Source organism: Streptosporangium sp. NPDC004631 (assembly GCF_053601935.1).
Genome location: NZ_JBSGCR010000080.1, coordinates 1 through 1,362, shown reverse-complemented (window position 1 = coordinate 1,362; position 1,362 = coordinate 1). Strand labels below are relative to the sequence as shown.

At 70.8% G+C, this 1,362-nt stretch carries 1 protein-coding gene; it reads left to right on the top strand.

Translation table 11 applies throughout. The annotated features are described in order from the left end of the window. Window positions 1–147: 147 nt before the first annotated feature. Window positions 148–1,344: an ISAs1 family transposase gene (locus ACWEF2_RS31625; RefSeq protein ID WP_453819913.1), complete on the top strand. Its 1,197-nt coding sequence runs from the start codon at window positions 148–150 to the stop codon at window positions 1,342–1,344. The last annotated feature ends 18 nt before the right edge of the window (window positions 1,345–1,362 follow it).

Here is a 1,362-nt window from a genome sequence, read left to right as displayed (position 1 = left end):
CAAGGCGGAGGCGTTCTCGACCGGTGAGACGGCCGCGGCCCTGCACCGAGCTGGTGGTCGAGGGCACCCCGATGTGTAGATGACAAACGCGACCCCTGATGATCGTCGGTGTCTAGCCAGTCGATCAAGAACAGGGGCCGCGTTCGCGTGCCATCATCCCCTATCGACGTGCTCACCCGCCACCGGGAGCACACCGTCTCCACTGCCCTCATCAGCGACTCCGACGAGCTGCCCGTACTGGCCGAGGTCTTGGACACCCTGCCCGACCCGCGCAGCCGCCGCGGACGCCGCTACCGGCTCGGCCCGCTCCTGGCCCTGATGCTGCTCGCCGTCCTCGGCGGAGCCACCTCCATCGCCGCGGTCAGCAGATCCATCCACGGATACGACCCGAGCGTCCTGTCTCGCGCCGGACTGACCGGAACCGTCCGCCTGGCCACCAGCACCCTGCGGCGACTGCTCGCCCGCCTGGACGGCGACGCCCTCGACACCGCAATCGGTACCTACCTGGCCGCTCTGGCCGCCAGCGGCCAGAGCACCGCAGACCCGCCCGCCGGTCGAACCCCGCTGGTCGGCCTGGCCATCGACGGCAAGGCCCTGCGCGGCAGCCGCACCACCGACGACACGGTGCACCTGCTGGCCGCCGCCCGCCACGACACCCAGACGGTCGTCGCTCAGCGGCAGGTCGCGGCCAAAACCAATGAGATCGGCTCGTTCACGCCGTTGCTGTCCGGCCTGGACCTGTCGAACACGGTGGTCACCGCCGACGCCCTGCACACCCAGCAGGAGCACGCCCGTCAGATCATCGCCGCAGGCGGCCATTACCTGCTCATCGTCAAGGGCAACCAGCCCACCCTGCATCTCCGGCTCAAGGCCCTGCCCTGGCGAGCAGCCTTCCTCAGCGATCGCACCGACGAGCGCGGACACGGCCGCCGCGAGATCCGCCGCATGAAGATCTGCACCTCCCGGCCCGGCCTGCCCTTCCCCCACGCCGCCCAGGCCATCCAGGTCAAACGCCGCCGCACCGACCGCCGCACCGGCAAGACCACCATCGTCACCGTCTACGCGATCACCAGCCTGCCTCCCGGCCGTCTCACCCACGCCCGCCTCGCCGCGCTGATCCGCGGCCACTGGAGCATCGAGGCCCTGCACCACATCCGCGACGTCACCTACCGCGAAGACGCCTCCCGCGTCCGGACCGGCGCCGCCCCACGGGTCATGGCGAGCCTGCGCAACCTCGCCATCGGCCTGGCCCGCCTGATCGGCTGGACCAACATCGCCGCCGCCACCGACCACTACCGCAGCCACCCCGCAGACGGTCTTCAGCTACTCGGTCTCACGACGTGAGAACGCTTCGGCCCTGGG